This window comes from Afipia broomeae ATCC 49717 (genome assembly GCF_000314675.2).
Classification (GTDB): Bacteria; Pseudomonadota; Alphaproteobacteria; order Rhizobiales; family Xanthobacteraceae; genus Afipia; species Afipia broomeae.
Map to the genome: position 1 here is coordinate 2,351,616 of NZ_KB375282.1, position 25,882 is coordinate 2,377,497.

26 protein-coding genes are annotated in these 25,882 nt (G+C 62.3%); 14 read left to right on the forward strand and 12 right to left on the reverse strand.

What is annotated here, in order from left to right:
- Positions 1-74 precede the first annotated feature (74 nt).
- From gatA to HMPREF9695_RS10875, 5 genes are all read right to left on the reverse strand, one after another.
- Positions 75-1,553: an Asp-tRNA(Asn)/Glu-tRNA(Gln) amidotransferase subunit GatA gene (gatA, locus tag HMPREF9695_RS10855; RefSeq protein WP_006020901.1), complete on the reverse strand. Its 1,479-nt coding sequence runs from the start codon at positions 1,551-1,553 to the stop codon at positions 75-77.
- Positions 1,554-1,742, reverse strand: coding sequence for a hypothetical protein (locus HMPREF9695_RS10860; protein WP_006020902.1), 189 nt, complete (start codon positions 1,740-1,742; stop codon positions 1,554-1,556). It lies immediately after the preceding gene.
- Positions 1,743-1,759: 17 nt separating this feature from the next.
- Positions 1,760-2,047 carry an Asp-tRNA(Asn)/Glu-tRNA(Gln) amidotransferase subunit GatC gene (gene gatC, locus HMPREF9695_RS10865; protein ID WP_006020903.1) on the reverse strand — a complete coding sequence of 96 codons (288 nt, stop codon included), beginning with the start codon at positions 2,045-2,047 and terminating at the stop codon, positions 1,760-1,762.
- A gap of 127 nt (positions 2,048-2,174) precedes the next feature.
- Positions 2,175-2,705, reverse strand: a complete 531-nt coding sequence (locus HMPREF9695_RS10870; protein WP_244434518.1) for a carboxymuconolactone decarboxylase family protein — start codon at positions 2,703-2,705, stop codon at positions 2,175-2,177.
- Positions 2,706-2,768: 63 nt separating this feature from the next.
- Positions 2,769-3,947, reverse strand: a complete 1,179-nt coding sequence (locus HMPREF9695_RS10875; protein ID WP_006020905.1) for a YbfB/YjiJ family MFS transporter — start codon at positions 3,945-3,947, stop codon at positions 2,769-2,771.
- A 164-nt stretch (positions 3,948-4,111) separates the two neighbouring features.
- Here HMPREF9695_RS10875 and HMPREF9695_RS10880 point away from each other — a divergent pair, with 164 nt between their 5' ends.
- The 3 genes from HMPREF9695_RS10880 to HMPREF9695_RS10890 all read left to right on the forward strand — a co-directional run bounded on the left by HMPREF9695_RS10880 (position 4,112) and on the right by HMPREF9695_RS10890 (position 6,490).
- Positions 4,112-5,002, forward strand: a complete 891-nt coding sequence (locus tag HMPREF9695_RS10880) for a LysR family transcriptional regulator (protein WP_006020906.1) — start codon at positions 4,112-4,114, stop codon at positions 5,000-5,002.
- A gap of 66 nt (positions 5,003-5,068) precedes the next feature.
- Positions 5,069-5,560 (forward strand): Holliday junction resolvase RuvX, encoded by a 492-nt coding sequence (gene ruvX, locus HMPREF9695_RS10885; protein WP_006020907.1) that lies wholly within the window; start codon positions 5,069-5,071, stop codon positions 5,558-5,560.
- A 3-nt stretch (positions 5,561-5,563) separates the two neighbouring features.
- A complete protein-coding gene (locus tag HMPREF9695_RS10890; protein WP_006020908.1) occupies positions 5,564-6,490 on the forward strand; it encodes an AEC family transporter in 927 nt (308 codons plus the stop codon).
- A gap of 3 nt (positions 6,491-6,493) precedes the next feature.
- Here the strand turns inward: HMPREF9695_RS10890 and HMPREF9695_RS10895 are convergent, their stop codons facing one another.
- The 3 genes from HMPREF9695_RS10895 to HMPREF9695_RS10905 all read right to left on the reverse strand — a co-directional run bounded on the left by HMPREF9695_RS10895 (position 6,494) and on the right by HMPREF9695_RS10905 (position 9,343).
- Complete coding sequence (locus tag HMPREF9695_RS10895) at positions 6,494-7,276, reverse strand: CPBP family intramembrane glutamic endopeptidase (RefSeq protein ID WP_006020909.1); 783 nt, start codon at positions 7,274-7,276, stop codon at positions 6,494-6,496.
- An 83-nt stretch (positions 7,277-7,359) separates the two neighbouring features.
- Positions 7,360-9,009 carry an acyl-CoA dehydrogenase family protein gene (locus HMPREF9695_RS10900; protein ID WP_006020910.1) on the reverse strand — a complete coding sequence of 550 codons (1,650 nt, stop codon included), beginning with the start codon at positions 9,007-9,009 and terminating at the stop codon, positions 7,360-7,362.
- 64 nt (positions 9,010-9,073) lie between these two features.
- Positions 9,074-9,343 carry a hypothetical protein gene (locus HMPREF9695_RS10905; protein ID WP_006020911.1) on the reverse strand — a complete coding sequence of 90 codons (270 nt, stop codon included), beginning with the start codon at positions 9,341-9,343 and terminating at the stop codon, positions 9,074-9,076.
- Positions 9,344-9,619: 276 nt separating this feature from the next.
- On the opposite strand from HMPREF9695_RS10905, the gene HMPREF9695_RS10910 reads away from it, so the two are divergent.
- A complete protein-coding gene (locus tag HMPREF9695_RS10910) occupies positions 9,620-9,781 on the forward strand; it encodes a Flp family type IVb pilin (RefSeq protein WP_006020912.1) in 162 nt (53 codons plus the stop codon).
- A gap of 22 nt (positions 9,782-9,803) precedes the next feature.
- Here HMPREF9695_RS10910 and HMPREF9695_RS10915 read toward each other — a convergent pair whose 3' ends face one another.
- Positions 9,804-10,550 (reverse strand): M15 family metallopeptidase, encoded by a 747-nt coding sequence (locus HMPREF9695_RS10915; protein WP_006020913.1) that lies wholly within the window; start codon positions 10,548-10,550, stop codon positions 9,804-9,806.
- Positions 10,551-10,733: 183 nt separating this feature from the next.
- On the opposite strand from HMPREF9695_RS10915, the gene HMPREF9695_RS10920 reads away from it, so the two are divergent.
- The 3 genes from HMPREF9695_RS10920 to plsY are packed head-to-tail and all read left to right on the forward strand — an operon-like array spanning position 10,734 to position 13,645.
- On the forward strand, positions 10,734-11,687 hold the full coding sequence (locus tag HMPREF9695_RS10920) for an aspartate carbamoyltransferase catalytic subunit (RefSeq protein WP_006020914.1): 954 nt from the start codon (positions 10,734-10,736) through the stop codon (positions 11,685-11,687).
- 5 nt (positions 11,688-11,692) lie between these two features.
- Positions 11,693-12,994 (forward strand): dihydroorotase, encoded by a 1,302-nt coding sequence (locus HMPREF9695_RS10925; protein ID WP_006020915.1) that lies wholly within the window; start codon positions 11,693-11,695, stop codon positions 12,992-12,994.
- A gap of 42 nt (positions 12,995-13,036) precedes the next feature.
- Entirely contained in the window at positions 13,037-13,645 is a 609-nt protein-coding gene (plsY, locus tag HMPREF9695_RS10930; RefSeq protein ID WP_006020916.1) for a glycerol-3-phosphate 1-O-acyltransferase PlsY, read from the forward strand.
- Positions 13,646-13,668: 23 nt separating this feature from the next.
- Here plsY and HMPREF9695_RS10935 read toward each other — a convergent pair whose 3' ends face one another.
- Positions 13,669-15,240, reverse strand: coding sequence for a DUF6798 domain-containing protein (locus tag HMPREF9695_RS10935; protein ID WP_006020917.1), 1,572 nt, complete (start codon positions 15,238-15,240; stop codon positions 13,669-13,671).
- A 211-nt stretch (positions 15,241-15,451) separates the two neighbouring features.
- On the opposite strand from HMPREF9695_RS10935, the gene dprA reads away from it, so the two are divergent.
- Entirely contained in the window at positions 15,452-16,576 is a 1,125-nt protein-coding gene (gene dprA, locus HMPREF9695_RS10940) for a DNA-processing protein DprA (protein WP_006020918.1), read from the forward strand.
- Here dprA and HMPREF9695_RS10945 read toward each other — a convergent pair whose 3' ends face one another.
- Positions 16,577-17,350, reverse strand: coding sequence for an SDR family NAD(P)-dependent oxidoreductase (locus HMPREF9695_RS10945; protein WP_006020919.1), 774 nt, complete (start codon positions 17,348-17,350; stop codon positions 16,577-16,579).
- A gap of 114 nt (positions 17,351-17,464) precedes the next feature.
- On the opposite strand from HMPREF9695_RS10945, the gene HMPREF9695_RS10950 reads away from it, so the two are divergent.
- Positions 17,465-17,914 (forward strand): winged helix-turn-helix transcriptional regulator, encoded by a 450-nt coding sequence (locus HMPREF9695_RS10950; RefSeq protein ID WP_006020920.1) that lies wholly within the window; start codon positions 17,465-17,467, stop codon positions 17,912-17,914.
- Here the strand turns inward: HMPREF9695_RS10950 and HMPREF9695_RS10955 are convergent.
- Positions 17,911-18,129: a hypothetical protein gene (locus HMPREF9695_RS10955; protein WP_024921476.1), complete on the reverse strand. Its 219-nt coding sequence runs from the start codon at positions 18,127-18,129 to the stop codon at positions 17,911-17,913. The two genes, HMPREF9695_RS10950 and HMPREF9695_RS10955, sit on opposite strands and share 4 nt — an antisense overlap.
- A 247-nt stretch (positions 18,130-18,376) precedes the next feature.
- Here HMPREF9695_RS10955 and topA point away from each other — a divergent pair, with 247 nt between their 5' ends.
- The 5 genes from topA (at position 18,377) to HMPREF9695_RS10980 (ending at position 25,811) form a co-directional block, all read left to right on the forward strand.
- On the forward strand, positions 18,377-21,148 hold the full coding sequence (gene topA / locus HMPREF9695_RS10960) for a type I DNA topoisomerase (protein ID WP_006020922.1): 2,772 nt from the start codon (positions 18,377-18,379) through the stop codon (positions 21,146-21,148).
- Positions 21,148-23,475: a ribonuclease R gene (rnr, locus tag HMPREF9695_RS10965; RefSeq protein ID WP_006020923.1), complete on the forward strand. Its 2,328-nt coding sequence runs from the start codon at positions 21,148-21,150 to the stop codon at positions 23,473-23,475. The genes topA and rnr overlap by 1 nt, the downstream gene beginning before the upstream one ends.
- Before the next feature lie 51 nt (positions 23,476-23,526).
- A complete protein-coding gene (locus tag HMPREF9695_RS10970; RefSeq protein ID WP_006020924.1) occupies positions 23,527-23,994 on the forward strand; it encodes a DUF983 domain-containing protein in 468 nt (155 codons plus the stop codon).
- The gene (locus HMPREF9695_RS10975) at positions 23,991-24,725 is read left to right on the forward strand and encodes an NUDIX hydrolase (protein ID WP_006020925.1); all 735 of its coding nucleotides are present in this window, start codon (positions 23,991-23,993) and stop codon (positions 24,723-24,725) included. The genes HMPREF9695_RS10970 and HMPREF9695_RS10975 overlap by 4 nt, the downstream gene beginning before the upstream one ends.
- A 255-nt stretch (positions 24,726-24,980) precedes the next feature.
- Entirely contained in the window at positions 24,981-25,811 is an 831-nt protein-coding gene (locus tag HMPREF9695_RS10980) for a hypothetical protein (protein ID WP_006020927.1), read from the forward strand.
- Positions 25,812-25,882: the final 71 nt, after the last annotated feature.

Genomic DNA, 25,882 nt, shown 5'->3' on the forward strand with positions numbered 1-25,882 from the left:
CGCGGATCAGGCATTGGCCACCAGAACGGTGAATTCAAGGCAGCGGCACGGCATACCGCCGTGCCCGCAAAGCGTCACGCCCACCATTTCCTGGCGGTGAAGTGGCCTGCCGACTGCTCGATCACCTCGCCGAGCGAGAACAGCGTCTCTTCATCGAACGGCCGGCCGATCAGTTGCAGGCCGAGCGGCAGCCCCTGCCCGTCGGTGCCCGCAGGTACTGCGATGCCGGGCAGACCCGCCATGTTCACGGTCACCGTGAAGATGTCGTTGAGATACATCTCGATCGGATCGGCCTTGCCCTTCTCGCCGATACCGAATGCCGCCGATGGTGTCGCCGGCGTCAGGATAGCGTGGACGCCTTTCGCGAACACGTCCTCGAAGTCCTTCTTGATCAGGGTTCGGACCTTCTGCGCGCGCAGATAGTACGCGTCATAATATCCGGCCGAGAGCACGTAAGTACCGATCATGACACGGCGGCGAACCTCCGCGCCGAACCCTTCTGCGCGGGTGTTCTCGTACATCTCGACAATGTTCTTGCCGTTGACTCGCGCGCCGTAGCGCACGCCATCGTACCGCGCGAGATTGGATGAGGCTTCAGCGGGCGCGACGACGTAGTAAGCCGGCAGCGCATACTTCGTGTGCGGCAGCGAGACCTCGACCAGCTCGGCGCCCGCGGCCTTCAGCCAGTCGGCGCCCTGCGCCCACAGCTTGTCGATTTCGCCGGACATCCCGTCGAGACGGTATTCCTTTGGAATCCCGATTCTCATGCCCTTCACCGACTTGCCGATGGCGGCTTCGTAATCCGGCACGGGCCGATCAACCGAGGTCGTATCCTTCGGATCGTGACCCGCCATCGAGCGCATCAGGATCGCGGTGTCGCGCACCGTGCGCGCGAACGGTCCGGCCTGATCCAGCGACGACGCGAACGCCACGATGCCCCAGCGCGAGCACCGGCCATAGGTCGGCTTGATGCCGACGATGCCGGTAAACGCCGCCGGCTGGCGGATCGAGCCGCCGGTGTCAGTACCGGTTGCGCCGAGACACAGGTTCGCCGCCACCGCCGACGCCGAACCGCCCGATGAACCGCCGGGAACGAGGCTGGCATCCGAGCCTTCGCGCCGCCACGGATTGACCACCGGTCCGAACGCCGAGGTCTCGTTGGACGACCCCATCGCGAATTCATCGCAGTTGAGCTTGCCCAGCATCACCGCACCGTCGCGCCAGAGCTGAGAGGTCACGGTGGATTCGTACTGGGGAATGAAATTGCCGAGAATCTTCGAGCACGCCGTGGCCCGCACCCCAGTGGTGGCAAACAGATCCTTGATCCCGAGTGGAATGCCTGCGAGCGGGCTCGCCTCGCCTTTCGCGATCGTCGCGTCCGCCGCGCGCGCCTGTTCGCGCGCCTGCTCCGGTGTCTCCAGCACATAAGCGTTGAGCACACGCGCCTTTTCCATCGCGGCGAGATGCGCGTCGGTCAGTTCCAGTGCCGTGAAGGATTTCTGCGTCAGCCCCTCGCGGGCGTCGGCGAGCGTCAGTGAAGTCAGGTCGGTCATTTATTCTTCAATCGGATCGCAAATAAAGGGAGACTTGTTTTTCTTGGATTGCGCCGCCTCGGCTTCGAGCATGTCGATCACCGCGTCGATGGCCTTATCCGGATCGACATTCTTTCCCTGCCGCTCCATCTCGTCGAGATAGGTCATATAGGCCGCATAAGCCTTCTCGTCGCTGCACAACAGGCACATGGCGTTTGCCTCGGGTTCTATTCGACGACTTTGGGCACCAGGAAGAAGTGATCTTCGGTGGCGGGCGCATTGGCGAGGACCTTGTCCGGTATCTCGCCGTCGCTGACGACGTCCGCGCGCTTCTTCATCTCCATCGGCGTGACAGAGGTCATCGGCTCGACGCCGTCGATGTTCACCTCGGACAATTGCTCGACGAAGGCCAGCATCGCGTTGAGTTCCCCCTGCAGATGGGAAACTTCGTCTTCCTTCACGGCGATGCGCGCAAGATGCGCAATCCGGCGGACGGTGGCGGCATCGACTGACATATTCCGGAGACTCCAGGGACGGCGGCCCAATTCAGGCTGCCGTATAGAGCATTTTCCGGCAAAGTGGAATCCGGTTTAGGGGCCGAAATACGCCAATAAAACGAGCGGCTTGCCGGATGCCACGGACCTATAGAGGCAGCGCCGGCAAGGCGGCCACGCCATCCTTCACTTCCGGCGGCGTGTGCGCGACATTCAGCACCAGCGAAACGGTGATGAAATAGCCGATCAGGCCGGTGAGATCGATCACTCCCCGTTCCCCGAATCGCTCCACCGCGGCGGCATACGTGGCATCGCAGACACCGTGATGGGCCATGAGTTCCTGCGTGAAGTCATAAACCAGGGCTTCGTCGGCATGCATGTTGTTTGGCCTGCGCCCGCAGCGCAATGCCTCGATGGTCTCCGCGCTGGTGCCTTCCTTCATGGCCAGAGGGACATGCGTGAACCATTCGAACTGCTGGGTGCAGGCGCGCGACACCACACACATCGTGAATTCGGAAATCCTCGGTGACAGGCTGCTGTCGAAACGGATGTACTCACCCACACGCTGCAACCGGTCCATCAATAGCGGGCTGCGCAACAGGGCAATGAACGGACCTTTGACCGCCTTGCGCGGCCCCGCGATCAAAGCTTCCGCGGCCGTCTTCTGAACGGCGTCCATGTCCTCCAGCTTGAGGGGCGGCATGCGGTCGGGATGTTGGTGCATCGATCTCTCCTGCGGATTTCAACCAGCGTCGCCCGAGGCACGTGCGCTCAGGCCAAGTGTAAAACTGCTTGCCGCCAGCGCAAACGCTGCGATCAGGCTGGGCCATGTCAAACCACCGTGGAACAGATTCACGGTGAGAGGTCCAATGATTTGCCCGAGGGCGAACGCGGCGGTGTAGACAGCGATCAGCCGCGGTGCCTGCGTGCCGCCCAGACGCCGCGCCTCCTGAACGCCGGCCATGGTGATGACCATGAACGTGCCGCCGACGCACAACGCCGAAAACAGCAGGACGTAAAGATTGACCGCCAGCACCGGCGCGATCACGCCGATGGCCAAGACCCATTGCCCGTAGGCCCAAAGCCGCCGCGGCGAGTGTCCCGGAAAAAAGCGTGCGGCAAGAGCGGTCGATATCGCAGCCGCAGCCCCGAACACCGGCCACACCCAACTGAACACGGCAGGATTCGTGATCACCTCGCGTGCCAGCGCCGGCAGGAAGGTCGCAGGAATGATGTAGCCGAAACCGAAAGCGCCATAACAGAGCGCCGCGAGCCATGCCTGAGCGGACAGCGGCGTATGCCCCGCCCCGACCGCCGCTGGAGCGTGCGCGCCATCATTCGCAAGCCGGCGCCATAACGTGAATGCGAAAACCGCAGCCGTTGCGCCAAGAACGATCCACGTCGCGCGCGATCCCCACGCGGTCACGCCCGCGACAAGGCTGATCAAACCGGCGAAGCAGATCCCCACGCCAACGCCGGAGAACACCCGCCCCGACCATGCCGCCTTGCCCAGATGCACCAGAATGGGCATCGCCCAAGCGGATACACCGACCAGAACGAAGGCGCTCGCCGCGCCCGCAAGAAAACGCAGCACAAGCCATAGCCAGAAATCGTTCGTCGCCGCCATGCCGAGCGTAAACACCGCAATCGACGTCAGGCCCCATTGAATCGCGCGCGCCGGCGCGGGCGGTGCGGAAATACAGATCACCGCTCCGACCAGATAACCTACGTAGTTCGCGGTCGCGAGCCAGCCTCCTTGCACCAGGGTCAAGCCGGCATCCTGCTGCATCAGTGGCAGCAAAGGTGTGAAGGCGAAGCGGCCAATCCCCATCGCAACGGCGAGGCCGATCAGCCCGGTCCATACAGCGGTGACGGCTGTGGGTCGCGTGGAAAAAGCAGCGGGTGCGGCGGTAGACGACATGGCGGACCTGATTGGCAACATTACGCGGCTGATGTTCCCAGGAGCCGCGGCTTGAATCTAATCCCCAGAAGAGTACGCTGATTTTCAATTCCTGAATAATGAATAATTGAGAACATCTTGTTCTCGATTTGGAAATATCGACGGTCGCACCGGAGAACAGAACGATGAACTTCGCCGATTTGCAGATCTTCAAGACGGTTGTCGAGGAAGGCGGGATCGTCAAGGCGGCGCAGAAGCTGCACCGCGTTCCTTCCAACATCACCACGCGTATCAAACACCTGGAGAGCGCGGTGGGCATCCCGCTGTTCCACCGCAACCGGCAGCGCCTGCACCTGTCGCCGAGCGGTGAATTGTTGCTGGGTTATGCCGCGCGGCTGATCGATCTTTCCGAAGAGGCGCGCCATGTTGTCTCCGGCACCGCGCCTCAAGGCTTGCTGAAACTGGGATCGCTGGAAAGCACAACCGCCAGCCGCCTCCCCGCTGTGCTCGCCGAGTTTCACCGCCGCTATCCCGATGTGCGCCTCGAACTCACAACCGGCACCAACGATGCCCTGGTCAATGCGGTGACCGAACGGCGGCTTGATGCCGCGTTCATCGCCGAACCTCCCTCGTCGCGGACGCTTTCCCATCTGCCGGTGTTTCGCGAGCGATTGATGGTGATCTCAAGTCTTGACCACGAGCCGATCAGAAACGCGCGCGATGCCGAAGGACAGAGCCTGATCGCCTTCCCCGACGGCTGCGCCTATCGCCGCGTCCTGCAGCGCTGGCTCAGGCGCGACAGCCTGACCACCTCACGGGTGCTGGACTTAAGTTCGTATCACGCGATCGTCGCCTGCGTCGCGGCAGGCGCAGGGATTGCCCTGATGCCGGAGGCCGTGCTCGACGCCATGCCGCTGACACGCGTGCGCCGTAACCCCATCCCCCGCGCCCAAAGCGATATCGTCACGCCGCTGATCTGGCGGAAAGGTGAAGTCTCGCCTCCGGTGCTGGCGCTGCGTACGCTCATGGCCTCGGTCGGCACAGCCCCGAAGCGACGCGTTAAGCAGAACGCCTAAGCCGGCTGATCCCGGACGCCTGCCTGAGGCTTTGCAACGCAAGCACCTCGCGTGATAAGCGAAGCCATGCCTGCATCCATCCACCCGCTGATCGAGGCCGCCGCCCTCTGGCCTGCACGAGGAGCCCTGATCGGGCTCGACCTCGGCACCAAAACCATCGGCGTTGCGGTGTCCGACCCGGATCGCAAACTGGCGACCGGCATCGAGACCATTCAGCGCAAGACCTTCACCGCCGACGCCAAACGGCTGCTCAGCCTGTCCGCCGAGCGCAATGTCGTGGGCTTCATCCTGGGTCTGCCGATCAACATGGACGGCAGCGAGGGCCCGCGCGCGCAATCGACACGCGCCTTTGCCCGGAATTTCGCGAAGCTCACGGATCTTGCCATCGGCCTGTGGGACGAACGGCTGTCCACTGTCGCCGTCGAACGCGAACTGATCGACATGGACATGAGCCGCGCCAAGCGCGCCAAGGTGATCGACGAACACGCGGCAATCTTCATTCTGCAAGGCGCGCTGGACCGGCTCGCGACATTGCGCAAGGCGGCCGGAGACCTTTGATCGATGCTAACGATTGTTACGGCTATCGTGCCGATCTTCCTGCTGATCGTGATGGGTTTCGTTCTCCGCCGCGTTCTCGTGAAGGAAGAATCCCACTGGGTCGGCACCGAGCAGCTCGTCTACTACGTTCTGTTCCCCGCGCTGCTGTTTCGGACGCTGAGCCGCGCGAAACTTTCCGAGGTTCCGCTGTTCGGTGTCGGGGGCGCGCTGCTGATCGCGGTGCTGCTGATGGCAACGCTCTGTCTGGCATTGCGGCCGGTCCTGATGAAGCGGCTTGGGGTCAGCGGCCCATCGTTCACCTCGATCTTTCAGTGCTCCTGCCGGTGGCAGACCTATGTCGCACTGGCCGTCGCCGGAAATCTCTATGGCGATATCGGGCTCACCCTCGCCTCCGTGGCGATGGTGGCGATGATTCCCATCCTGAACGTGCTGTCGGTCTGGGTGCTGGCGCATTACGCCGCGCCGACGCGGCTGTCATGGGGGCGCATTCTGCTCACGATTGCGCAAAATCCCTTCATCTGGGCCTGCGCGCTCGGGCTGGCCGCCAACCTGATTGGCCTCAAGCTTCCGACATGGATCGATGAATTCATCGATGCGCTCGGCCGCTCCTCGCTCGCCATCGGCCTTCTCGTTGTCGGCGCGGGACTGCAACTCAAGGGCGTGCTGCGGCCCGACGCGCCGGCGCTGCTGTCATGTGCGCTGAAGCTTGTCCTGATGCCGATTTTCGCAATCTCGCTCGGGCTGGCTTTCGGACTGTCGGGAACGAACCTCGCGATTGTCGTCTGCTGCGCCTCGGTGCCGACCGCGTCAAGCGCCTATCTGCTCGCGCGGCAAATGGGCGGAGATGCCCCGCTGGTTGCGGAAATCCTGACCTTGCAGACGGCGCTCGCCGTCATCACCATGCCCATCGCGATTGCGCTGGTGACGTGACGCTCAGGAATTGTTCGCCAGCCAGATGGTCTGGATCGTTGCGGCAAGATTGTTGAGCCCGTGCAGGATCACCGTCAGCCATGTCGAGTTGCTTCGGTAGCGCAGATAACCGAGCAGCAATCCGATTGAAAACACCTGCGCCAGAAAGAACCAGTTGTATTGCAGGTGCATCAGCGTCCACACGGCCGACGACAGCAGGATTGCGCCTGCCGGGCGCAGAAACGATTCCGACCAGCCGCGATAAAGAAACCCGCGGGCGAAAAACTCTTCGACAATCGGCGCCGCCACACAGAATGCGAAAACCAGAAGCCACAGTGCGCCGTCAGCCCGCGCTGTTTTCAGGACATCCGTCATGAAGCCGGGTGACGACTCGCGTCCGGCTACGCGGCTGACCACCTCCCACGCCACCATTAGCAGCACCATGCTCACCACACCGGTTGCGAGCATGCGCCACGACGGCCAGCGCAACGCCAGATAGTCCGCGAACGGCGTCCGCGACAGCCGCGTGGCAAGCCACAGCATGGCTAATATGGCCGGCAATCCCATGATGACCGAGAGCGAAATGATCCGCCCGTTCGTCAGCAACGCCGTCATGGCGCTGGTGTCCATCGGTTCGCCGCTGGTGACGAGAAAATAAGCGACCACCGCGACCTGCCCGGCGAACATCGCACCGAACAGCGCCACACCCCACAGGCTGGTGCCGATGAATTTCCAGACCCGAGGCTCGCGGCTTTTGCCCGGCGGCGACACGGGAGCGGCGTCGGCAGGGCTTTCAGCAGCAGTCATCGTCAAATCTCCCGTTTATTGGTCGCCTCGGAACCGATTCTGACGAGCAGTGATTAATGATCCATTCCGTGATTGCGGAACAATCACGTTGGCAAGGCGCGATCGAGCAGCCCGCGAATGTCGTCGCTGGCGAGATCGACTGCACCGTAGAGATTGCCGTGGTTAGCATCGAGCCGCGTCGCCGCGAACAGTTCGGCATGCTTCGGCGAGACCTCATTGAGCGCAGCGGTTGCCGCGACCAGCGCAAGCGTTTCCACGGCAAGCCGCGCAACGCGCTCCGCGTCGGGCTGACGGAACGACTTCGCGATGAAGCCGACCGCCCCGACCACACCGGGTAGCCCCTTGGTCTGCTCGACAAGACCGCGCAGCACATCCGCCGCTGCTTCCGCTTCACGCGACAGCGCACGCAACACATCGAGGCACATCACGTTGCCCGAGCCTTCCCAGATCGCGTTGACCGGGGACTCCCGATAATGCCGCGCCAGGATGCCCTCCTCGACATAGCCGTTGCCGCCGAGGCATTCCATTGCCTCGTAGAGAAATCCCGGCGCGCTCTTGCAGGTCCAGTATTTTACCACCGGCGTCAGCAGCCGCATATGGGCAGCTTCTGCCGTGTCGGTGGGCGCGCGGTCGAACGACCGGCACAGCCGCATCACCAGCGCGGTGGAAGCTTCCACATGCAGCGCCATGTCGGCGAGCACGCTGCGCATCAGCGGCTGGTCGGCGAGATGTTTCTGGAACACGCTGCGATGGCGGGCGTGATGCAGCGCATGCGCCAGACCGGAGCGCATCAGCCCGGCAGACGCCAGCGAACAATCCTGCCGGGTCAGCGAGACCATTTGAATGATTGTGGGCACACCACGGCCCTCTTCACCGAGGCGCAACGCGTAGGCGTTCTCGAACACCACCTCTGACGAGGCATTGGAGCGGTTGCCGAGCTTGTCCTTCAGGCGCTGGAAGTGAATGCCGTTGACCGAGCCATCCGGCGCAAAACGCGGCATGAAGAAACAGGTCAGCCCGCCTTCCGTCTGCGCCAGCACGAGGAATGCATCGCACATCGGCGCCGACATGAACCACTTGTGCCCGGTAATGCGATAGGCGTCGCCGTCACGCACCGCCCGCGTGATGTTCGCGCGCACATCTGTGCCGCCCTGCTTCTCGGTCATGCCCATACCCATGGTCATGCCGCGCTTGGTCCACCACGGGGCGAATGAGGGATCGTAGCTGCGGGTGCCGAGCACCGGCATCACCTTTGCGCGTAGCGCCGGATCGACCGCCAGCGCGCCGACAGCGGCGCGGGTCATGGTGATCGGGCATAGGTGCCCAGTCTCGACCTGCGAGGCGATGAAGAACTTTGCGCCGCGAACGACCTCGGACGCTCCGCCCGCGGTCTCGCCATTCGCGTTCCAGGTCGAGTTGTGAATGCCGGCGTGGGCGCTGTGCGCCATCAGTTCATGATAGGCTGGATGAAACTCGACCTCGTCTCGGCGGAAGCCGCGCGCATCAAAGGTCTTCAGCTTCGGTGTGTTTTCATTGGCGATGCGGCCACGCTGCGCCATCGCCGCCGAGCCCCAGTGCTTGCCGAAATCGGCAAGCTCTGCCGCTGCACCCTCACCGCCATTCGCCGCAACCGCTTTCGTGAGCGGGCGATCGAGCGAATACAGATCGACGTCCTCGAACGGCGGCGACTGGTTGAAAACTTCGGTCGTGGCGGAAAGGATCGATTGCGTCATGTGTCGTTCTCGCAGTTGAGAACAACAGGTTACACCGGAACGCGGCGCGTTTCACGCCATCCTGTTACGGAATATTGTGCGGGGCCGGTTCTTTGCTGGAGGGCTCTTTCGCCTGCGGAAGATCGTCATAACCGCGACGGCTTGAATAGAACGTCAGCGCCATCAGGCCGAAACCGATCACAAGCGAGAAGAAAATTCCCAGTCCCATGGCGATGTAGCCATGGATCGACATCTGCACATCGGAGTGTGCAACCCAGCCTTGCCACGCCCACCATATCGTGGCCGCCAGGATAGCCAGAAGAACTGTCGTGACTGCAATCGCGCCCCTGCTCATGGCGAGGCCTTTCTGCATTCGGCACACGGGTCGTGCGTCTTCATCAAAGCTATGCTGGAGGAGTGGAAATTCAAGCCCGAAGGGATGATCATCAAACGTCTTGAACTTCGTGCTTTCGCGTCGGTGATGGCATCGCGTCGAACTTCGCGCCGATCGCGGTCGGCAATTTCTGCCGCTCGGGTTCCATCGCAACTGCGACAATTCGCGCGCAATAGAACCGCGTTTCCGCTCAGGCTTTTACCGCAAATTCAGGGTTCCCGAGAGAGACTGCCCGGTATGAAAACCATTCAGCGTTTCATCAAAGACGAATCCGGCGCCACCGCCATAGAATATGGGCTGATCGCTGCCGGCATTGCATTGGCAATTATTGCTGCCGTGAACGGCCTGGGCACGAAGCTCAATACCAAGTTCACCAACATCAACGCGTCGATCAAGTAACGACGCTCAAACGCGCCGACCTTTACGGCCGGCGCGTGACCGGGAAATCGAAAGCCGTATTCCCAGGTCCAGGCAAAGAAAAGTGCCACCATTCGAGCCTGTAGTTGAAGAAGCCATGCCTGGCCATCGCGTTCACCAGCGTCCCGCGCCACTTGCGCTGCTGCGCAGTGATTGCCTTTGAGCCCGTATGCGCGATCTCGTCCGAGCAGTCGTAGCCAGTGCCCATATCGACGCTGTTGTCAGGTGCGCGGCGGTTTTGCGGTCCGGTGCAATCGGCATAGTCGGCCCTCGGATCGAACGGCGCGGCATTTGAGACGGGCAATTGCACCAGCGTGAGATCCACCGCATTGCCGGTCGAATGGCCGGAATGTCTGGCGATGTAGCCTAAGCGAAACAGATCGTCTTTGCGCATCTTCGGATTGTAGCGGCGCTGCGCCGGTGTCTCCTGGCCGTCCTGCGCCCACGCATACATGTCGTCCACCGCGCGCTGCGGGCGATAGCAGTCGTACACCTTGAGCGACAGCCCGCGCGGCTTCAGATCCTGCTGCACACGTTTCAGCGCGGCGCCGACGCTGCGGGTGACAATGCACTCGCCGGCCTCGTAGCCGTTCAGCACGCGTCCGACGAAATTGTTCGCTGTGGCGTAGCGCATGTCCTGCACGATGGTCGGATCGACATCGCGCAGATAGACAAAATCCGCAGGCAACGGCTGCGCCGCCGCCGCAGACACCCCAAGGCCACCCAGCAGGATCGCAGTTGTAAGTCTCATGACCCGATTCGTTGTTGTGCCGCCGGGTCGAGCCCGGCCATGACGGCGAAAATACGATAGAAGCAATGCTCCGCGGCATGCTTTCGAGCCATTTACCCTGCCCGGACATCAGCGGGGGAAAACTCCCCAGAGGCCGAATCCGCCTTGCTCCCCCGGGCAACTCTGCCTATAGCTCTTGCTTTAATGACAACTGCATCGAAATCGACTTTCGTCCTCGGACACCGGCATTTGCTGGGCATCGAGGGCCTTTCCGCGGCCGATATCAGCGGCCTTCTGGACCTTTCCGAAGAGTTCGTTGAACTGAACCGGCAGGTCGACAAGAAGCGCACCAATCTGCGCGGCCGAACCCAGGTCAATCTGTTCTTCGAAGCCTCCACCCGCACCCAGTCCTCGTTCGAAATCGCGGGCAAGCGCCTCGGCGCGGATGTGATGAACATGTCGGTGTCGTCGTCCTCGATCCGCAAGGGCGAGACGCTGATGGACACGGCGGTGACACTCAACGCCATGCATCCGGACATTCTGGTGGTGCGCCATCATGCGTCCGGCGCAGTGGAACTGCTTGCCCAGAAAGTCGACGGTTCGGTCATCAACGCTGGCGACGGCGCGCATGAGCATCCGACCCAGGCACTGCTCGACGCGCTCACCATCCGCCGCAACAAGGGCCGGCTGGAAGGCCTGCTGGTCGCCATCTGCGGCGACGTGCTGCATTCGCGGGTCGCGCGCTCCAACATCATCCTGCTCAACGCCATGGGTGCGCGCGTCCGCGTGGTCGCGCCCTCCACGCTGCTGCCGCCCGGCATCGAGCGCATGGGTGTCGAGGTCGCCCGCGACATGCGCGAAGGCCTCGAAGGCGCCGACATCGTGATGATGCTGCGATTGCAGCGCGAGCGCATGAACGGCTCGTTCATTCCCTCGAGTCAGGAATACTTCCATTATTACGGCCTCGACCAGAAAAAGCTCGCCTATGCCAAGCCGGACGCGCTGGTGATGCATCCGGGGCCGATGAACCGCGGAGTCGAGATCGACTCCATTGTGGCGGACGGTGCGCAGTCGCTGATCCGCGAACAGGTCGAAATGGGTGTGGCGGTGCGCATGGCAGTGCTCGAAGCACTGGCCCGCAACCTGCCCAACGCGTGAAGCACATGCGCACAGATCGACGCCCCATCCTGCTCGCCAACGCCCGCCTGATCGATCCTTCCCGCGATCTCGACGGTCCCGGTGACGTACTGATTGCCGACGGCATGATCCGCGACGCGCGCCGCGGCATAGGCGCAGCGGGCGTTCCCGAAGGCACAGACATTATTAATTGCGCCGGCAAGGTGGTCGCCCCCGGCCTGGTCGACATGCGCGCCTTCGTCGGGGAACCCGGCGCCGGTCATCGCGAGACCTTTGCCTCGGCGAGCCTCGCGGCTGCCGCAGGCGGCATCACCACCATCGTCTGCCAGCCCGACACCAATCCGGTGATCGACAACTCTGCGACCGTGGATTTCATCCTCCGCCGCGCCCGCGATACCGCGATCGTCAACATTCATCCCATGGCCGCACTGACCAAGGGCATGAAGGGCGGCGAAATGACCGAGATCGGCCTGCTCAAGGCGGCCGGCGCGGTCGCTTTCACCGATGGCGACAAGAGCGTGATGAATGCGCTGGTGATGCGCCGCGCGCTGACCTACGCCCGCGATTTCGATGCGCTGATCGTGCAGCACACCGAAGACCCGGACCTCGTCGGGGAAGGCGTCATGAACGAAGGGGAGCTCGCATCAAGGCTCGGTCTGTTCGGAATCCCGAATGCGTCCGAGGCTGTCGTGCTCGAGCGCGACATGCGTCTCGTCGCGCTGACCGGCGGGCGCTATCACGCAGCTTCGCTGACCTGCACCGATTCGCTCGATATTCTCAGGCGCGCACGCGAGGCCGGCCTGAACGTCAGCGCATCGGCCTCGATCAATCACCTGACCCTGAATGAAAACGACATCGGCCCGTACCGCACGTTCCTCAAGGTGTCGCCGCCGCTGCGCACCGAACAGGATCGCACCGCGCTCGTCGCCGCCGTCGCATCGGGGCTGATCGACGTCATCATGTCGGACCACAATCCGCAGGACGTCGAGGTCAAGCGCCTGCCATTCGCCGAGGCGGCCGCCGGCGCTATCGGTCTGGAGACCATGCTGTCGGCGGGATTGCGCCTGGTTCACTCCGGCGACATCGAGCTCAAGACGCTCATTCGCGCCATGTCCACCCGCCCTGCCGAACTGCTTGGCCTACCCGGCGGCTCGCTGCGTCCCGGTTCTCCTGCGGACATGATCGTGATCGATCTCGCTACGCCGTGGGTGCTCGATCCGGCCGACCTGAAATCGCAATGTAAGAACACACCGTTCGACGAGGCGCGTTTCACCGGCCGCGTCGCGCGCACCATCGTCGACGGACGCACCGTCTATGAGCATGTGTAAGTTCGGCCGGCAGCAGCGCTTGATTACGATATGTGAGGCATCATGAGCGGCTTTCTGACGGCCTTCGTGCTCAGTTTCGTGCTGGCCTTCCTGTTCGGCTATTTGTGCGGATCGATTCCATTCGGGTTGATCCTGACGAAACTCGCCGGCACGCAGGACCTGCGCTCGATCGGCTCAGGCAATATCGGCGCGACCAATGTGCTGCGCACCGGCAACAAGGGCCTCGCCGCCGCGACGCTGCTCGGCGATATGCTGAAAGGCACGATCGCCGTCATTGTCGCCGGACATTTCGGCGGACCTAACGCCGCGATTGCCGCAGGCGTCGGCGCCTTCATTGGGCATCTCTTTCCGGTGTGGCTGAAGTTCAAGGGCGGCAAAGGCGTCGCGACCTATATCGGCGTGCTGCTTGGATTGTTCTGGCCTGCCGCACTCGCTTTCTGTGCTATCTGGATCGCGGTCGCCCTGATCTTCCGCTACTCGTCACTGGCGGCGCTGGTCGCAAGCGTGGTTGTGCCGGTGATGCTGTTCTGGGCTCAGCACACAGCCCTCGCCGCCGTCTTCGCACTCATGACCGCCGCGCTCTGGATCATGCACCGCGCCAACATCCAGCGGCTGATGAACGGCACCGAGGGCAAGATCGGCAGCAAATAACGGAGCCTTTCAACCCCGACACACTACAGCGACGTCCGATCAAGCCTGAAGATTTTGGCCCGCTCGGCGGAGAACACCATTTCAAGCGGCGGGCATGTTTCACCGGCCGGAATGTCTCTGTTTTCCAGCAGCACGTGCGTGACGGGATACAACCGCACCAATCTTACAAGCGCAGCACAATTCAACGGCTCTTTTCCGCCCTGATCACCGAAGACTTCGCGCGCCAGCAGGACGCGCCGACGCCACTCCAGCACCTCGCGATCAAGATACGGGTGGGTTTTCCACGACACGAATTGCGCGCTCAGCGCATCGAGCCGAAATTTTTGATTGAGAGGATCGGTCAGATAGACATCACCCGGCCTATGGTTGCGCTGCAGGAACTCAACGTATTCAGGCACTCCTTGATCGCGGTAGCTTTTAAACTTCGCCACCGCTTCCTTTCCTGCAACAAATAGCGCAAGCAGGATAACCACGGCACCTGCGACGGCCATACCCCGCCGAAATGGTGACGATCCAAACGACAGTTCTCCAAGCCGCGCCAATATGACAAGCGTCGAGACAGGGACAAGAATGATCGACGCGCGCCAAGGCGCGACAAGCGCGAGACCAGCCGCGCCGGTTGAGATAACAACGAGAGTTCCAGCTACTGCCCAGACAAGAAGTGCAGCAAGGGTGTTTCGGAGCAAACCGCGCGGTGCCAGCCATATGCCGACGATCACCAGACCAAGCTTCGCGTAAGCCTCGCCTCTCAACCAGCGGGCAGGATCGGAATGCTGCGGTATACGCTCAAACGCGAGAATGCCCGCAGCCTCCCGGAAGGTCGCGTAATCGGTGGGCACAAACCGTAAGGCCAGATCAACCTGCGGGACGATGATTAACGCGAGGGCCACGAGTTTCGTACTCAGGTTGAGTCGCGACGCACCATCTGACAGCATCATGCTTCCGGCGACGATGAGCGAAAGCATCGCATACCCTCCGTGGATCGCGGCAGGGACAGCGGCTGCGACAAGCGCAAAGTTTCTAAATCCGGCAAGCGCAAGGGCGAATGAAGCAAGAAAAAGCACGCCGAATTCCGAGGGCTGAAGATATCCTCCGATGAGATACTGATCAGCGACGCCATATCCAAAAAGAACTGGCGCGCTGGCGTGTGCGAGGAGCACAAGTGCTCCAGTGAGCAACAGCTGGAAGGAAGCGGACTGACCAGCTTGTCCCGCGAGGCGGAGCGCCAGAGAGAAGCATGACCAAAAGAGGCAGGTCAGCAATCCGATCTCAACGACATAGAACAGGATCGGGTGACCAAAACGAGCGACTAAAAAAACAAGACCTGAGAAGACGGGAAGCCCGTCGACAGTCCCCGCGGTCCAGTCTGCGCCAAGCCGTTCTGGAAAGGCCCTGGCCATGCCATGCAGAAACTTTGTGTTCTGGTTTGATTCATAAAGAAGATAGGTCGCTGTCGCCAGGCAGAACAGAACACTGCCGATCACGCATATCCATACCTTGACGAAACCGGCAGAAATCTGGCCGATGCCTGATAGTTTGCGAGTTGGGTGATTGGGATCAGGAAAATACTCGGGCGCAGTATTGGATACGCTCATAAGCAATTCTCAGCATTCCAACCGAATAATTCGGCTTCACCGAAATAAAAGGCAGCCAGGACAACCGTTCACAAAGCATCGGTAAGGCTTATGCGATCTGGCCGCAATCCTCAAAAGATTGCCCGTTTGTCGCGGTTGATCCGCTCGAACGCGCAAGTCGGGATTGTCCGGCCAGCCAAGTTGCGCGACACTCCCGTCCACGGGGGGCCGCGTGGACATCAGGACTTCAGCCACGACCAGACTGACCGACGCGCAGCGCATCGACTGGCTGCGGCTGATCCGTTCCGACAATGTCGGACCACGCACATTTCGCTCGCTCGTCAATCATTTCGGCAGTGCACGCGCCGCGCTCGATCGCCTGCCCGATCTGGCCCAGCGCGGCGGCGCCGCCAGGGCGGGCCGCATCTGCACGCAGGCTGAGGCCGAGCGCGAGATCGACAACAGCCGGCGGATCGGCGTGACCTTGCTCGCTCCAGGGGAGTACGGCTACCCGCCGCGCCTCGCCCTGATCGACGACTCCCCGCCCCTGCTCGGCGTACGCGGCGTTTTGAATGTCCAGACCCAGCCGATGATCGGCATCGTCGGCTCGCGCAACGCGTCCGGCGCGGGACTGAAGTTCGCGCAAACCATCGCGCAAGATCTCGGCAATGCCGGCTTTGCGATCGCCTCCGGTCTGGCACGCGGCATCGATCAGGCCGCGCATCGCGTCACGCTCGATACCGGCACAGTCGCGGTGCTGGCCGGCGGACATGACAAGATCTATCCGGCGGAGCACGAAGATTTGCTGGCGGCAATTATCGCGTCAGGCAGCGGCGCGATTTCCGAAATGCCGCTCGGCCATGGGCCACGCGCGCGCGATTTCCCCCGCCGCAACCGGCTAATCTCGGGTGTCTCGCTTGGAGTCATTATTGTGGAGGCTGCGCATCGCTCGGGCTCGCTGATCACCGCGCGCTTCGCCAATGAACAGGGCCGCGAGGTGTTCGCCGTGCCGGGCTCACCGCTTGATCCGCGCGCGGCAGGAACCAACGATCTGATCAAACAGGGCGCGACGCTGGTGACGGAAGCTGACGACGTGATCAACGCGGTTCAGCCGATCATGGGGCGTCCGGTCGAATTGCCGATGAGCGAGCAGGAAGACGGCCGACCGGTGGATGACGAGCCCGCCGCCAGTGACCGCGCGCGGATTCTCAACCTGCTCGGTCCCTCGCCCATCGGTATCGACGATCTTATCCGCATGAGCGATGTTTCCCCCGCCGTGGTCCGCACCGTCCTGCTCGAGCTTGAGCTGGCAGGAAAGCTGGAACGCCACGGCGGCGGAATGGTCTCGCTTTTATGATTACCCGCGATAGATCGGCGCGCCGGCGGGCGATGCGGTCGAACCGCCGTCGATGAAGATTTCCTGGCCCTGTACATGCGCGGCGTCGTCGGACGCGAGGAACAGAACGGTCTTCGAGATGTGGTCGACCTCGCCCATCCGTCCGAGCGGCGTGCTGGCGGAGATCCGCTTTTCGAGCATCTTCTCGGCTTCAGGCGTCGCGATGCCAGGCCCCCAGATCGGCGTGCGCGTGGCACCTGGCGAAACCACGTTGACACGGATGCCGCGGGGCGAAAGTTCGGACGCCATCACGCGCGCCATCGCGCGTACGCCGGCCTTGGTCGCGGCATAGGCCGAATAGCCCGGATTGCCGAGAACCGAGATGACCGAACCGTTGAGAATAATCGAGCCGTTGTCGTTCAGGTGTGCCACGGCCGCCTGCACCGTGAAGAACACGGCCGTGAGATTGGTCTTGATGACATTCTCAAACGCCGCGAGCGTGGTGCCGCCAACCGGCGTGTTGCCCGCGATGCCCGCATTGGCAAACACGATGTCCAGCTTGCCGAATTTCTTCACCGCCTGCGCGACCGCGCCTTCGAGTTGTGCAACATCCGTGGCATCGGCTTTAACGCCGAACCCGTTCGGCCCGAGTTCCTTCACCGCAGCATCGAGTCTGGCCTGATCGCGGCCGGTGATCACCACACGCGCCCCTTCGGCCACGAACAGCTTTGCGGTCGCCAGACCGATTCCGCTGTTGCCGCCCGTGATAAATGCCGTTTTTCCCTTAAGCCTCATGGAACGCTCCTGTTTTGATCAGCTTGGTTTCTGGTTTCATAATAAAACTACTCTTGCTGACTAGCGCTTCTGGTTCTATAATGCAACCACAATTGCGTGATCGGAGGTCAAGCTGTGAAACGAAAGAGTCTTGAGGGCGATGTATGCCCTATCGCGCGGACGCTCGACGCCATCGGCGACTGGTGGTCGCTGCTGATCGTTCGTGACGCGCTGATGGGAGCACGGCGCTTCAGCCAGTTTCAGAAAAATCTCGGTGTGGCGAAGAACATTCTGGCCGTGCGGCTGAGGACGCTCGTGGCACAGCGCATTCTTGAGGTGAAGCCCGCTTCTGACGGCAGCGCGTATCAGGACTATGTGCCGACCACGAAGGCCCGTGCGCTGTTTCCGGTGCTGGTCGCAATGCGCCAGTGGGGTGAGGAATATGCCGTTAAACCGGGCGAAAGTTGCAGCTCACTGGTCGACAAGCAGGACGGATTGCCGCTCAGCAAGCTTCAGATCCTGGCCCATGACGGCCGCCCGATCGATCAGGCGGACACCAAGGTCATTGCTCCCGCGGCCACCTAGAATTTACCGCCGGTCAGTTGCCGGCGGACAATGTCATCCGCTTCGAGTTGCGCCATGTCCAGCAGGTGCGCCAGCATATCGAGGCGGTGCCGGCGCGAGAGTTGGACCAACTCCGCGACCGCCCCTGAAATGAAGCTCGCCGCCTCGGCCGGACCGCCATCTCTGGCGACGGAATCGGCCTGCACGAAATCGCTGCGACTGTCGCGAGCGGCCATCCGCATCGACCCCTTCCAACGCGAGAATCGATCAATTTAAGAGTATTCTATAACAATACACGCATAAGATGCACAATCAAAAGTACCCATAAACTGCAACTTATGCGCGAAATTTAGCTCCGGTTCCGGCCTCATCACCGGATCCCCATTTGACAGCGGCCCCCCTTTTACCCATGTATCGGCCAAGCCAGCCTGATGGAATCTTGCGATTCCGGCCCGCGTACCCCCGTTAAGTTATTGGAATCAAATGAATCTCGTCATTGTCGAGTCGCCTGCCAAGGCCAAGACGATCAACAAGTATTTGGGCTCCTCCTACGAGGTTTTGGCCTCGTACGGTCACGTCCGCGACCTTCCGGCCAAGAATGGATCGGTCGATCCGGAGGCCGACTTCCAGATGATCTGGGAAACCGACCCCAAAGCCGCCGGCCGTCTCAACGATATCGCCAAGGCGCTTAAGGGTGCCGACAAGCTGATCCTCGCAACCGACCCTGATCGCGAGGGCGAAGCGATCTCCTGGCACGTCCTGGAGATCATGAAGCAGAAGCGCGCGCTCAAGGATCAGAAGATCGAGCGCGTCGTCTTCAACGCGATCACCAAACAGGCCGTCACCGAGGCCATGAAGAATCCGCGCCAGATCGACGGCGCACTGGTCGATGCGTATCTGGCGCGCCGCGCGCTCGATTATCTCGTCGGCTTTACCCTCTCCCCCGTTCTCTGGCGCAAGCTGCCCGGCGCACGCTCCGCCGGCCGCGTGCAGTCCGTCGCGTTGCGGCTGGTCTGCGACCGCGAACTCGAAATCGAGAAGTTCGTCCCGCGCGAGTACTGGTCGCTGCTTGCGACATTGGCGACCCCGCGTGGCGAATCCTTCGAGGCGCGCCTTGTCGGCGCCGACGGCAAGAAGATTCAGCGCCTCGACATTGGCAGCGGCGCGGAAGCCGAAGATTTCAAGAAAGCGCTTGAAGCTGCGAACTTCACCGTCACAACGGTCGAGGCCAAGCCCGCACGGCGCAATCCGCAGTCCCCGTTTACGACATCGACCCTGCAGCAGGAAGCCAGCCGCAAGCTCGGCTTCGCGCCCGCGCACACCATGCGCATCGCGCAGCGCCTTTATGAAGGTATCGATATCGGCGGCGAGACCACCGGTCTCATTACTTATATGCGTACCGACGGCGTGCAGATCGACCCTTCGGCGATCACGCAGGCACGCAAGGTGATCGGTGAAGACTACGGCAAAGCCTATGTGCCCGACTCGCCGCGCCAGTACACGTCGAAAGCGAAGAACGCGCAGGAAGCCCACGAAGCCATCCGCCCGACCGATCTGTCCCGCCGTCCTTCATCGCTGAAATCCAGACTCGATAACGATCAGGCCCGGCTCTATGAGCTGATCTGGATGCGCACCGTCGCAAGCCAGATGGAATCCGCCGAGATGGAACGCACCACGGTGGACATTACCGGCAAGGTCGGTGCGCGCGTGCTCGAATTGCGCGCCACCGGTCAGGTCGTCAAGTTCGACGGCTTCCTCGCTGTGTATCAGGAAGGCCGCGACGACGATCCGGAAGATGAGGATTCAAAGCGCCTGCCCGTCATCAATGAGGGCGAAGCGCTCAAGCGCGAGGGGCTCGACGTCAGCCAGCACTTCACCGAACCGCCGCCGCGCTTCTCGGAAGCCTCGCTCGTGAAGCGCATGGAAGAACTCGGCATCGGCCGTCCTTCCACCTATGCCTCGATCATTCAGGTGCTGAAGGATCGCGGCTATGTGAAGCTCGAGAAGAAGCGTCTGCACGGCGAGGATAAGGGCCGCGTCGTGGTGGCGTTCCTCGAGAACTATTTCGCGCGCTACGTCGAGTTCGATTTCACCGCCGACCTCGAGGAAAAACTCGACCTGATCTCGAACAACGAGATTTCCTGGAAGCAGGTGCTGACGGATTTCTGGAAGGACTTCATCGGCGCGGTCAACGAGATCAAGGACGTCCGAGTCACCGAAGTGCTCGACGTGCTCGACGCCATGCTCGGCGAACACATCTACGAGCCGCGCGCCGACGGCGGCGACCCGCGCCAGTGCCCGAGCTGCGGCACCGGCAAACTCAATCTCAAGGCCGGCAAGTTCGGCGCCTTTGTCGGTTGCTCGAATTATCCCGAGTGTCGTTACACGCGCCCCCTCGCCGCATCGAGCGGATCGAGCGATCGCCCGCTAGGTAAGGATCCGGTGTCGGGCCTCGAAGTTGCAGTCAAGGCTGGGCGCTTTGGCCCCTACATCCAGCTCGGCGAGCCCAAGGACTATGGCGAGGACGAGAAGCCGAAGCGTGCGGGCATTCCGAAGAACATGTCGCCTGCCGATGTCGAACTCGAGCTTGCGCTGAAGCTGCTCTCGCTGCCGCGCGATATCGGACCGCATCCGGAAGATGGCGAAATCATCACAGCCGGCATCGGGCGCTTTGGTCCGTTCGTGCGCCATGGCAAAACCTACGCAAGCCTCGAAGCTGGCGACGAGGTGTATACCGTCGGCCTCAACCGTGCGGTGACGCTGATCGCCGAAAAGATCGCCAAGGGTCCGAGCCGCCGGTTTGGCGCTGATCCCGGCAAGGAGATCGGCGACTACCCCGCGCGCGGCGGCAAGATCATGCTCAAGAAGGGCCGCTACGGCGCCTACGTCACTATCGACGGCATCAACGCGACTATCCCCGACAGCATCGAGCCGGAGAAGCTGACGATCGAGGAAGCCATCGCGCTGATCGAGGAACGTGCGGCAAAGACCGGCGGCAAGCCGAAGCGCGCCGCCAAGAAGGCCGCGAAGAAGAAGCCCGCAAAGGCCGCCGCCGCGAATGGCGCAGCCGAATCCGAGGCACCTGCGAAGAAACCCGCGGCCAAGAAAGCCGCAGCGAAAAAGGCTCCGCCGAAGAAGGAAGCAGCGGAGCCTGTGTCGCTGACAGAGGCGGCCAAGGCGAAGGCATCGAAGGTCGCCGCAGCCAAGGTCACGAAGGTCGCTGAAAAGAAGAGCGCCGGTAAAGCACGCGGATAATGAAAAAGAAAAGCGACGCGACGACTGCCTTTCCCGACAGAGAGAGCATCGTCGCGTTCGTCAAGGCGCATCCGGGCGAGGCCCGGACGCGCGACATAGCAAGGCATTTTGGATTGAAGAATGAATCGCGCGCCGAGTTGCGGCGCGCATTGCGCGATCTCGCCGAGGAAGGCGCGATCGCGACAGAGGGCCGAAAGGTCCGTGAACCCAAATCACTCCCACCCACCCTCGTCGCCGATATCACAGGCCGCGACAGCGACGGCGAGCTGCTCGCTGCCCCCGCCGAATGGTTTGCCGAGGTCGATGGTCCGGCACCGGCCATTACGATCCATGTTCCGCGAAAGCCGAAACCCGGCACCGTCGCGGGTGTCGGCGACCGCGTGCTGCTGCGCGTGGAAAAACCGCGCAACAAGCATGAGACCTACAGCGGCCGCGTCATCAAGCTCCTCGACAAAACGCAGCACCGCGTCCTCGGAATTTACCGCGAGATGCCGAACGGCGACGGCCGGATGATCCCGGTCGACAAGAAACAGGCCGGACGCGATCTCGCTATCGCCGCCAAGGATTCCGGCGGCGCGCAGGATGGCGACCTGATCAGCGTCGAACTGATGCGCGCGCGCGGCTACGGACTGCCGTCCGGCCGGGTGAAGGAACGCCTCGGCTCGCTCAAGACCGAAAAAGCGGTAAGTCTGATTGCGATCCACGCGCATGACATCCCGCAGGAATTTCCTGCCGACGTCGTCCGCGAATCCGAGGCCGCGAAACCCGCGACGCTTGCAGGCCGTGAGGACTGGCGCGATGTTCCGCTCGTCACCATAGATCCGCCCGACGCGAAGGACCACGACGACGCGGTTCATGCCGAACCGGACGCCGATCCGAACAACAAGGGCGGCTACATCGTCAATGTCGCCATCGCCGATGTCGCGTTCTATGTGCGGCCGCAATCGCCGCTCGACCGCGACGCGCTCAAGCGCGGCAACTCGGTCTACTTCCCGGACCGCGTCGTGCCGATGCTCCCCGAGCGCATCTCCAATGATCTGTGCTCGCTGAAGCCAGGCGAGCCGCGCGGCGCGCTCGCCGTCCGCATGGTGATCGACAAGGATGGCCGCAAGCGCTCGCACACTTTCCATCGCGTGCTGATGCGCTCGGCGGCAAAACTGAACTACGCGCAGGCGCAGGCTGCCATCGACGGACGCCCCGACGACACCATCGGCCCCCTGCTCGATTCGATCCTCAAGCCGCTCTGGACCGCCTATGCGCTGGTGAAGCGCGCCCGCGACGAGCGCGATCCGCTCGACCTCGACCTTCCCGAGCGCAAGATACTGCTGAAAGCCGACGGCACGGTCGACCGCGTGGCAACGCCGGAACGGCTCGATGCGCACCGGCTGATCGAGGAGTTCATGATCCTCGCCAACGTCGCGGCTGCGGAAACGCTTGAAAAGAAAACGCTGCCGCTGATCTACCGCGTGCATGACGAACCGACGGTCGAGAAGGTCCACAACCTCCGTGAGTTTCTCAAGACGCTGGAAATGCCGTTCTCTGCCACCGGCGCGCTGCGCCCCGCCGTCTTCAACCGCATTCTTGCGCAGGTGAAGGGACGCGACGCGGAGCCGCTGGTGAATGAGGTGGTCCTGCGCTCGCAGGCGCAGGCGGAGTATTCAGCGGACAATTACGGCCACTTCGGCCTCAATCTACGGCGTTACGCTCATTTCACATCGCCGATCCGCCGATACGCCGATCTGATCGTGCATCGCGCGCTGATCCGCGCGCTCGGGCTCGGTGAAGGCGCCCTTCCCGAAACCGAGACGTTTGAAACGCTTAGCGAAGTCGCGGCGGCCATTTCGCTTACCGAGCGCCGGGCGATGAAGGCCGAACGCGAAACCGCCGACCGGCTGATCGCGCATTTCCTCGCCGACCGCATCGGCGCGACATTCGAGGGGCGAATCTCGGGCGTCACCCGCGCAGGACTGTTCGTCAAACTGGCCGATACCGGCGCGGACGGCCTGATTCCCGTGCGGACCCTGGGAAGCGAGTATTACAACTATGACGAGACCCGCCATGCCCTGATCGGATCGCGCAGCGGTGCCATGCATCGATTGGGTGACGTGGTGCAGGTTCGTCTGGTAGAAGCTGCGCCTGTGGCTGGCGCGCTGCGGTTCGAACTGTTGTCCGAAGGACGAACCGCTCCCCGTGGCGGCCGTATGCGCGACACCCGCGCCAGACCGCCCAATACCGGCGGCAAGGCACGGCCAGGGCGCAACAGCAAGAACGGAAAGAAATTGCGCAAACCTTCCCGCAAAACGCGCAAGTCGAAGAAGGAAGGCTAGTGGATACGAATGCTAGAATCGGACCACTCACGCCTTTCAAAGGAGCTGAACATGGAAAGCCGAACTATGCCCACCGAGACGTGGACGTCAGCCTCGCAGCCGCTGCCGAAGCGCGATGTTTGGCAGGCGATGGCGCGCGGGCTGCGCTGCCGCTGCCCGAACTGCGGCGAAGGCAAGGTCTTCCGCGCCTTCCTGAAAGTCGCCGACAACTGCTCGGTGTGCGGACAGGATTTCAGCGGACACCGCGCCGACGATCTTCCGGCTTACCTCGTCATCGTGATCGTCGGCCATATCATTGTGCCGATCGCTCTGTGGATCGAGACCGACTACGCACCATCCATCGCCCTTCAGCTTTCGGTCTATCTGCCGGTCACTCTCATCATGTCGCTCGTGTTGCTGCAACCCGTGAAGGGCGCTGTTGTCGGATTGCAATGGGCGTTCCGCATGCACGGCTTCGATGAGAGCCGCCCCGCGGACGTCGAAGAAGGTACGATTGCCAAGCTAACCGTGGTGAAATGAGCGAGCCCGAGAAGGAAGATAAGGAAGACGACAGTCATCCTTACCGCCGCCCGAAAGATGCCGCGACACTGATCCTCGTCGATCGCAGCGGAAGCGTGCCCAAGGTCCTCGTCGGCAAGCGGCATGACAAAGTCATTTTCATGCCGGGAAAATTCGTGTTTCCCGGCGGCCGGGTCGATGCCACCGACAACAAGATTCCGGTGGCCGCGGAAATCCCCAAGGGACTTGAGAAGAAACTCATCGGCGGCAGTCCGAAGATCGCCCCTGCCCGCGCCCGCGCGCTGGCGGTGGCCGCCATTCGCGAGGCCTGTGAAGAAACCGGTCTTTGTCTGGGACGCAAAGTGGCGCGCATGAATGGCGCGGCGGCGAAACTGACCGGCGAATGGAAACCGTTCGCCGAGGCTGGCTTGCTGCCCGATCCGTCAGGACTGTTCCTCATCGCCCGCGCGATCACTCCGCCCGGCCGCGTCCGGCGGTTCGACACCCGATTTTTCACTGCCGATGCATCGTCAATCGCGCACCGGGTTGAAGGCGTCGTCCATGCCGATGCCGAACTCGTCGAACTGGTGTGGGTCGAACTCGGATCGCTTTCCCTCGCGGATCTTCACCAGATGACGAAGATGGTGCTGCGCGAACTGGACAAGCGCCTTGCACTGGGGCCGCTTTCCCATGCCGCCGAGGTGCCGTTCTTCCACTTCTACGGCGGAAAGATGCAGCGGGACGTCATTTGATCGCGCGCGGGTTCTCCGCGGCGCGCGGATGCCTGAGGCTGTCATGACAACCGCCGTTGCGCCGGAACTGTCGGTCTCGGAGTGGCTCAACTCCGACACCCCGCTCACATTGTCTGGCCTTCGCGGACGCCCCGTTCTGCTTCACGTGCTGAGCGAAACCTGACCTACGGGTGGTGGTTTCATGCCCGCGTGCGAGCTGATATGTTGGCGTCTGACGGCGGAACGCCCGCCGGGGGATAAGCGAACCACCGTTGTATGCGTACCGGCGCCGCCATATCGGTCGCCGCACATGTTGCGGCCCTGACAGCCTGGCTTTTGCTGGCGGGCGTGCATCCGTTCGAGCCTACGACTGCGGAGGCCATCACCGTCGATATCGTCACGCCCGAGGAGGCGCCGCCGCTTCCCAAAGAGCCCGATTACGATTTTCCCAAGTTTGACGAAAAATCCAATGAGCAGGCTGCGGAAAAGCAGGCTGAACGGGAATCTTCGCAACCCGCCCCGGAACAGCCCTCCAAACCGGCCTCCACTCCCGCTTCAAATGCGAAACAGGATTCGCGGCAGGCCGCGCTCCAGCAGCAGCAGCAGCCTGCCGAACCGCCCAAACCCGCGGAGCAGCCTCAGTCTCAACAACAGGCGCAGCCTCAAACGCCGCCTTCGGCGCAGCAGCAGGAAGTGCCGACCGCCGCCCCGGATATCACCAGCAAGTTCGGCATGATGTTCACTCTTCCGGACGCCGGCGCAGCCGGCGACTTCGATGCCAAGGCGACGGCAAAGGCGAACATCTCCAACGAGGACGCCGCGGCGCTGCGGGCGCATCTGAAATCATGCTCCGTCCTGCCGCGATCGATATCCCCTGCCGACAACGTCTCGATCATTTTGCGCGTTGCATTTCAGCGCGACGGACGACTCGCAGCGGAGCCGCTGCTGATCGAAGCCAGCGCATCTGAAAAAGGCCCGGCCCTGATGCGCAGCGCAATGGATGCACTGGACAGGTGTCAGCCCTACGCCATGCTTCCGGCAGATCGCTACGACCAGTGGCGCATGCTGGATCTCCGCTTCTCGCCGAAAGACTTCAGGGGCGGGTAACCCCCAGTCCACCGAGAAAAAACGCCCTCGCGCTCAACTCAAAAAACAATAATCTTCCGTGGCGAGACGCA

Coding starts and splice junctions, on each gene's coding strand:
- HMPREF9695_RS10910 (WP_006020912.1), top strand. CDS start 9,620: ATGAAAACCATTCAGCGTTTCATCAAAGACGAATCCGGCGCCACCGCC.
- HMPREF9695_RS10890 (WP_006020908.1), top strand. CDS start 5,564: ATGCTAACGATTGTTACGGCTATCGTGCCGATCTTCCTGCTGATCGTG.
- HMPREF9695_RS10860 (WP_006020902.1), bottom strand. CDS start 1,742: ATGTGCCTGTTGTGCAGCGACGAGAAGGCTTATGCGGCCTATATGACC.
- gatC (WP_006020903.1), bottom strand. CDS start 2,047: ATGTCAGTCGATGCCGCCACCGTCCGCCGGATTGCGCATCTTGCGCGC.
- gatA (WP_006020901.1), bottom strand. CDS start 1,553: ATGACCGACCTGACTTCACTGACGCTCGCCGACGCCCGCGAGGGGCTG.
- ruvX (WP_006020907.1), top strand. CDS start 5,069: ATGCCTGCATCCATCCACCCGCTGATCGAGGCCGCCGCCCTCTGGCCT.
- HMPREF9695_RS10895 (WP_006020909.1), bottom strand. CDS start 7,276: ATGACTGCTGCTGAAAGCCCTGCCGACGCCGCTCCCGTGTCGCCGCCG.
- HMPREF9695_RS10975 (WP_006020925.1), top strand. CDS start 23,991: ATGAGCGAGCCCGAGAAGGAAGATAAGGAAGACGACAGTCATCCTTAC.
- HMPREF9695_RS10875 (WP_006020905.1), bottom strand. CDS start 3,947: ATGTCGTCTACCGCCGCACCCGCTGCTTTTTCCACGCGACCCACAGCC.
- rnr (WP_006020923.1), top strand. CDS start 21,148: ATGAAAAAGAAAAGCGACGCGACGACTGCCTTTCCCGACAGAGAGAGC.
- HMPREF9695_RS10945 (WP_006020919.1), bottom strand. CDS start 17,350: ATGAGGCTTAAGGGAAAAACGGCATTTATCACGGGCGGCAACAGCGGA.
- HMPREF9695_RS10970 (WP_006020924.1), top strand. CDS start 23,527: ATGGAAAGCCGAACTATGCCCACCGAGACGTGGACGTCAGCCTCGCAG.
- HMPREF9695_RS10915 (WP_006020913.1), bottom strand. CDS start 10,550: ATGAGACTTACAACTGCGATCCTGCTGGGTGGCCTTGGGGTGTCTGCG.
- plsY (WP_006020916.1), top strand. CDS start 13,037: ATGAGCGGCTTTCTGACGGCCTTCGTGCTCAGTTTCGTGCTGGCCTTC.
- HMPREF9695_RS10870 (WP_244434518.1), bottom strand. CDS start 2,705: ATGGACGCCGTTCAGAAGACGGCCGCGGAAGCTTTGATCGCGGGGCCG.
- HMPREF9695_RS10925 (WP_006020915.1), top strand. CDS start 11,693: ATGCGCACAGATCGACGCCCCATCCTGCTCGCCAACGCCCGCCTGATC.
- HMPREF9695_RS10920 (WP_006020914.1), top strand. CDS start 10,734: ATGACAACTGCATCGAAATCGACTTTCGTCCTCGGACACCGGCATTTG.
- HMPREF9695_RS10935 (WP_006020917.1), bottom strand. CDS start 15,240: ATGAGCGTATCCAATACTGCGCCCGAGTATTTTCCTGATCCCAATCAC.
- HMPREF9695_RS10900 (WP_006020910.1), bottom strand. CDS start 9,009: ATGACGCAATCGATCCTTTCCGCCACGACCGAAGTTTTCAACCAGTCG.
- HMPREF9695_RS10955 (WP_024921476.1), bottom strand. CDS start 18,129: ATGGCCGCTCGCGACAGTCGCAGCGATTTCGTGCAGGCCGATTCCGTC.
- topA (WP_006020922.1), top strand. CDS start 18,377: ATGAATCTCGTCATTGTCGAGTCGCCTGCCAAGGCCAAGACGATCAAC.
- HMPREF9695_RS10980 (WP_006020927.1), top strand. CDS start 24,981: ATGCGTACCGGCGCCGCCATATCGGTCGCCGCACATGTTGCGGCCCTG.
- HMPREF9695_RS10880 (WP_006020906.1), top strand. CDS start 4,112: ATGAACTTCGCCGATTTGCAGATCTTCAAGACGGTTGTCGAGGAAGGC.
- HMPREF9695_RS10905 (WP_006020911.1), bottom strand. CDS start 9,343: ATGAGCAGGGGCGCGATTGCAGTCACGACAGTTCTTCTGGCTATCCTG.